This is a genomic window from Microcystis sp. M49636_WE2 (genome assembly GCF_030065375.1).
Classification (GTDB): domain Bacteria; phylum Cyanobacteriota; class Cyanobacteriia; order Cyanobacteriales; family Microcystaceae; genus Microcystis; species Microcystis aeruginosa_C.
Genome location: NZ_JASJFG010000526.1, coordinates 1 through 6,229, shown reverse-complemented (window position 1 = coordinate 6,229; position 6,229 = coordinate 1). Strand labels below are relative to the sequence as shown.

At 43.0% G+C, this 6,229-nt stretch carries 6 protein-coding genes; 1 reads left to right on the top strand and 5 read right to left on the bottom strand.

The genetic code is table 11. From position 1 onward, the window contains the following. The 3 genes from ygfZ to gap all read right to left on the bottom strand — a co-directional run. A partial coding sequence (gene ygfZ / locus PX484_RS12270; protein WP_288104037.1) for a CAF17-like 4Fe-4S cluster assembly/insertion protein YgfZ occupies positions 1-964 on the bottom strand: 964 nt, incomplete at its 3' end. Beyond that, entirely contained in the window at positions 961-1,329 is a 369-nt protein-coding gene (locus tag PX484_RS12265; RefSeq protein WP_008200332.1) for a hypothetical protein, read from the bottom strand. The genes ygfZ and PX484_RS12265, both read right to left, overlap by 4 nt. Positions 1,330-1,388: 59 nt before the next feature. After that, complete coding sequence (gap, locus tag PX484_RS12260) at positions 1,389-2,423, bottom strand: type I glyceraldehyde-3-phosphate dehydrogenase (RefSeq protein ID WP_002739710.1); 1,035 nt, start codon at positions 2,421-2,423, stop codon at positions 1,389-1,391. 549 nt (positions 2,424-2,972) lie between these two features. Here gap and PX484_RS12255 point away from each other — a divergent pair. Beyond that, entirely contained in the window at positions 2,973-5,393 is a 2,421-nt protein-coding gene (locus PX484_RS12255) for a phosphoketolase family protein (RefSeq protein ID WP_287767831.1), read from the top strand. Here PX484_RS12255 and PX484_RS12250 read toward each other — a convergent pair whose 3' ends face one another. Together PX484_RS12250 and PX484_RS12245 are read right to left on the bottom strand one after the other, a co-directional pair. Then, positions 5,394-5,813, bottom strand: coding sequence for a type II toxin-antitoxin system VapC family toxin (locus PX484_RS12250; protein ID WP_287767830.1), 420 nt, complete (start codon positions 5,811-5,813; stop codon positions 5,394-5,396). It abuts the gene before it with no gap. 3 nt (positions 5,814-5,816) lie between these two features. Further along, entirely contained in the window at positions 5,817-6,077 is a 261-nt protein-coding gene (locus PX484_RS12245; protein ID WP_002757302.1) for a hypothetical protein, read from the bottom strand. Positions 6,078-6,229 lie beyond the last annotated feature (152 nt).

Below are 6,229 nucleotides of genomic sequence, written 5' to 3'. Positions count from 1 at the left end.
CTGTTGCCTCGCCGATTTGTACTTTTAAACCCTCTCCTCCCGCTTTTGTTTTCACATAACCCAAGCCAAAATCCTCCAGCACACTGGTGAGTAAACCGACTTTTTGCGCTTCTAAAATAATCGGGGTATTGCTGGGGACGGGTTGGCTAAGTTTTATGCCCCAAAGTCTTTGTTTTACGCCTTTATAGGTGTTGAGACGGGCGATAGTTTCTTGACCAATATAACAGCCCTTATCAAAAACGATCGCTCGCCATAAACCGGCCTCTAACGGGTTATAATCTTCGGTTAATTCTCGCTCGACTGCTGGTCGGCCTTGATGGATTCTTAGGTATTCCCACACCTGCTCATCGGCGGGAGTAACGCCATTTTTAATTAAATTTTCCCAGAGGGGACCGGCTTCGGCGGCGGCAACGATTAAAGTGTATCCGGGTAGGTCTAAGCCGGTGCCGACGGCCACTCTCAGGGCGGGTTCAGAAAGGAGATAATGACTATGCTGCACCCCCGTTAAAATCTGCTCTGGAATGGCGATTTTTTGCAGGTATTGCCCGCTTTCAGTACCTATTAGGGTGACAATGGCAAAATTATCGGTTAAGTCGCTAATTTCCACCTTATCGAAGGGGAAAATATAGCGATCAATCAATTCCAGTAAAAATTGACGACGTTGGGGAGAAACGAGGATGAGGAGGGAATCATCGCCAGCGTAAACTGTGACAAAATCGAGAGTACGACCGGTAGAGTTAAGGAAAATTGTCTCACAACCCTGACCCGGTTTGAGGCGATCGATCGCGTTACTGGTTTGATTGTGGAGAAAACGCAGTCGATCCTGGCCTTTTAATTCTAATAAACCCCAATCGGAGCGATCGATTAAAATTGTTTGGGATGCTAAATTTTGGGGATCATTACTGTAATCTTTGAGAAAATTAGCGGCATACTCTGCCTTGATCGTTTCTAAATCTGCTTTCATTGGGGTAAATTAGCGAATAATCGGTTAATAATGCGCTCGGTTTTCGTTTCCAAACTCTGCCAATCTAGTTCACCGGTGGGGTCGAGGAGACTGGTATCGATGGTGACGCTCTCTCCCTCATCGGTGGGATAATCGAGAAAACAGACTTGAAAACAAAGTTCCCAAATATTTACAGTAACGGAGCGATCGAGATAAGTCAAACAGAGCAGATAACTGGGATAGGGATCTTGAATTTCTGTATAAGTTCCTTTCCAGAGGGAATTTTCTAACTGTTTACGCAGATTATCCAGCACCCGAATAAATGCCGGCTGCATTAATAATTGTGCCTGTTCCCAAGCGGTAATATCTTTAAATTTTGGATTCATCTTATCAGTTATCGGTTATCAGTTATCAGTAAACAGTAAACTGATAACTGATAACTGATTTAGGCTGTTACGAGGGTTGCTTCCTTAGCTGCCATCATTTTCATCAGGTCTAACATCCGGCAGGAGTAACCCCATTCGTTATCGTACCAAGAGACGACCTTAAAGAAATTGGCATTAAGTTGAATGCCAGCTTTAGCATCAAAGATACTGGAACGGGGGTCAGTGATAAAGTCACTCGATACCACTTCCTCATCGGTATAACCGAGGATACCTTTCATCGGACCTTCGCTGGCGGCTTTCATAGCGGCGCAGATTTCCTCGTAACTGGTGGCTTTTTCGGTTTTAAAGGTTAAATCCACCGCCGAAACGTTGGGAGTTGGCACACGGAAGGCCATACCGGTTAATTTGCCTTTTAGGGAAGGAATAACTAGGGTTACTGCTTTGGCTGCTCCCGTGGAGGAGGGGATAATATTTTGACCGGCGCCGCGACCACCGCGCCAATCTTTTTTCGATGGACCATCCACGGTGGGTTGAGTGGCGGTCATCGAGTGTACCGTGGTCATTAATCCTTCCGCTAGTCCGAAGTTATCGTTAATAACTTTGGTGATCGGGGCTAAACAATTGGTGGTACAACTAGCGTTAGAGACGATCAGATCCTTAGCGGGATCGTACTCATTATCGTTAACGCCTAGTACAATGGTACGAATTTTGTCGGGATCTTTGGTGGGTGCGGAGATAACCACCCGTTTGGCCCCGGCTTCTAGGTGTTTTCCTGCCCCTTCCGCGGTGGTAAATAAACCGGTGGACTCGACCACATAATCGGCCCCAGTTGCACCCCAGGGCAGTTGAGCAGGGTCTTTAATCGAGTAACAGGGGATAAACTTACCATCCACGACGATGCCATCTTCTTTTGCTTCTACCGTACCCTGAAAACGTCCGTGGGTGGAGTCGTATTTGAGCAGATAGGCAATATTATCGGAGGGAACCAGATCATTTATACCAACAAACTCGAAATCAGGATTTTGGATACCCGCCCTAAAAACGAGGCGACCGATACGACCGAATCCGTTGATGGCGACTCTTACTTTTGTCATGAAAAAAACTCCTTTGCAGCTGCGATAAGCTTAGGCACGATCAAGAAAAAACAATCCGAGAATTGATTAGCCTGTAGAGAATCACTATATATGCTAATCAGCTTTTATTGATCGCTAGATGAAGTATAGAAAGATTTTAAGTTTCAGTGCTTCCAAGATAAAAAATCATCAATTTGCTACCCTAGTCGTCCTCGCCACCGGCATCGAGAAAACCTGATTAGGCCTTGGCCGACCAACGAGAGTCTGATTATATAGCCTTTTGGGAAAAGTTGACATTAAAAAATCATTAAAAGCTTTCTGAGAATGATTGATACCTAAGTTAAGAACATATTAATATGCCTTTAAAAGCCATTTAAAAACCCCGCCCGACTGACATAAATTCCCCTAGCCGGATTGGCAAAATATAGTTTATTTTAATAGTTTTTTGCGCCCCAAAAGGTTACACTCTTGATTACAGTTTTAAAACTGACCGAGGGTTAACCCTCTCGATGGAGAAATTGTCTATCAACTCTCTTAATCTCATCCTTCATAGATATTGGAGAAATATTCATGGTATTCACACCAGAAAGACCCTTAACAGAACAAAATCCCCTTTCTCAAGACGAACTCTATAAAACCCATGCCTATTGGCGCGCTTGTAACTATTTAGCTGTAGGTATGATTTATCTGCGCGATAATCCCCTGCTCAAAGAACATCTTAAACCCGAACACGTTAAGTATCGTTTGCTCGGTCACTGGGGAGCAAGTCCAGCCTTAAGTTTTACCTACGTTCACCTCAACCGTTTAATCAAAAAATACGACCTCGATGTGATTTTTATGGCAGGTCCTGGCCATGGGGCGCCGGGGGTACTCGGTCCGGTTTATCTAGAAGGAACCTATTCGGAAATTTACCCCGATAAAAGTGAAGACGAGGAAGGATTACAAAAATTCTTTAAACAATTTTCTTTTCCCGGTCACATCGGTAGTCACGTCACCCCCGAAACCCCCGGTTCTATCCATGAGGGCGGCGAACTGGGTTATAGTGTTTCCCATGCCTACGGTTCTGTTTTTGACAATCCCGACCTAATTACGGCCGTGGTGGTGGGTGATGGGGAAGCTGAAACCGGTCCCCTTGCTACCGCATGGCACTCGAATAAATTCCTTAACCCGATTCGCGATGGTGCGGTACTGCCAATTTTAAACTTAAACGGTTATAAAATCGCTAATCCCACCATTCTCTCCCGTATTTCGACGCACGAGTTAGAAAGTCTCTTTGTTGGTTACGGTTACACTCCCTACATCGTCGAATGTAAGGAAGATGAAGACCTCATGCACTGCCATCAAAAAATGGCCGCTACCCTAGAACACTGTATCAATCAGATTCGCTCCTATCAACAGGAAGCTCGCAGCACGGGTATTGCTAAACGTTACCCCTGGCCGATGATTATCCTCCGGTCTCCCAAGGGTTGGACGGGTCCGAAAAACGTTGATGGTCATAAAGTAGAAGGATTCTGGCGCGCTCACCAAGTCCCCATGGGTGCCATGCAGGAAAACCCCGACCACTTGAGAAAATTAGAGGAGTGGATGAAAAGCTATAACCCGGAGGAATTATTTGACTATACCACGGGTAAATTTAAGCCAGAATTTAAAGAACTCGCTCCTAGGGGTCATCGTCGCATGAGTGCTAATCCGCACGCTAACGGCGGATTGCTGCGGAAAGACCTAAAAATGCCCGATTTTCGTCAGTATGCCGTAGATGTCACCCACCCGGGCCAAGTGGAAGCAGAAAACACGGGAGTGATGGGGGTATTTTTGCGGGATGTAATGCGAAATAATATGACTAATTTTCGCGTTTTTGGTCCCGATGAAACTGCTTCTAATCGTTTAGCGGCTCTCTATGAAGTGACTAAAAAAGCTTGGTTAGCTGATACCTATCCAGAGGATTTAGATGGTAGCCAATTATCTCCCGATGGTCGTGTGATGGAGATGCTGAGTGAACATACTTTAGTCGGTTGGTTAGAGGGTTATTTATTATCCGGTCGTCACGGTTTATTTCACTCCTACGAGGCTTTTGCCCACGTTATTGATTCCATGTTCAACCAACACGCTAAATGGCTCGATATCTGCAAAAATCATGTGCCTTGGCGTGCTTCTGTTTCCTCTTGGAATCTGTTATTATCCTCGGTGGTTTGGCGGCAGGATCACAATGGTTTTAGTCACCAAGACCCCGGTTTTATCGATTTAGTAACCAATAAAAGTGCCGACGTGGTGCGGGTTTATCTTCCCCCCGATGGGAATTGTTTATTAAGTGTGGCTAATCACTGTCTCAAGAGCAAGGATTACACTAATATTATCGTTGCTGATAAACAGAAACACCTGCAATACTTGACCATTGAAGAAGCAATTAAACACTGCACCAAAGGTATCGGCATTTGGGATTGGGCAAGTAACGATGATGATGGAACTAATCCCGATGAACCAGATGTAATTATGGCTTGCTGTGGGGATATTATCACTAAAGAATCTTTAGCAGCAACGGCAATTCTGCGGGAGGAATTCCCTTACTTAAAAGTTCGCTTTATCAATGTGGTTGATCTGTTTAAATTACAGTCGGAAAGTGAACACCCTCACGGTTTATCGGAACGGGATTTTGATAGTTTATTTACCCCTGATAAGCCAATTATTTTTAATTTCCACGGTTATCCTTGGCTGATTCATAAACTTACCTACCGTCGCAGTAATCAGGAACGTATTCATGTGCGCGGTTACAAAGAAGAAGGGAATATTAATACTCCCCTAGAATTAGCGATTCGTAACCAAGTTGATCGTTTTCATTTAGTAATCGATGTCATCGATCGCGTGCCAAAATTAGGTTCTGCTGCCGGTCATGTGAAAGAACGGATGAAAAATGCTATTATCGATAATCTCGATTATGCTTTTACCAATGGTATCGATAAGGACGAGATTACTAACTGGAAATGGCCCTATTAATTAGGCTAGAAAGTGGTTTAGGTGATGATAATTTATTAGTTTACCGATAAATTTCATCTTCCTATTCCACTTAAATAGATTTAATTTACTGATCCAATTAAAATCATCAATATTGCGAGTTACAATTGTTAAATTATAAACGAAAGCTGTTCCCGCAATAATGGCATCTCCTAAGGACATCTTTCTGATTTGTTTTAAAGTTACTGCTTGGTTAATTACAGGTTGAGAGATGGGTAAAATTTGAGAAGCATTAAAAAATTCTTCAAAATAGACTTTATCCTGATGAGTTAACCGATGGTAGCCTAAAACTTCCAGATAGGATAAAGCAGATACATAAGGAGAATTTTCTGCAATAAACTCCCGGAGAAACTCATTTTCCAATTGAGCGGCATAGATAATAATATTACTATCTAATAACATGATTTAATCCCGATCAGGAAGAGAGCGATCGCACCGATTTTGTTGTTGCCACTGTTGGGTATCAACATCAGTAAAAGTATTATTATTAGCAATTTTTTTCAAAGCATTGGCCATTTTTTGACCGTTAGATCGATTTTCACCAATAATATTTTCTTCTAGTAAGGTAATATAAACATTAACAGGATATTCGGAGTTGATTTCAGGGGTTTCATCAAGCCATTGAAGGGTATTATTTTTCAAAATTGCTTTAAAGGTTTTTACCATAGTTTTTTCCGCCGTTAAATGATACAGGATAAATGATTCAGACTAGCCCTAACCCAATTTTAACACAAGACCAACCCAACAAACTCCCCTGAACTCAATCTTTTAAATTAACGTCTTTGGATCATTTCATAATCAAAAGTTCATTACCAGAG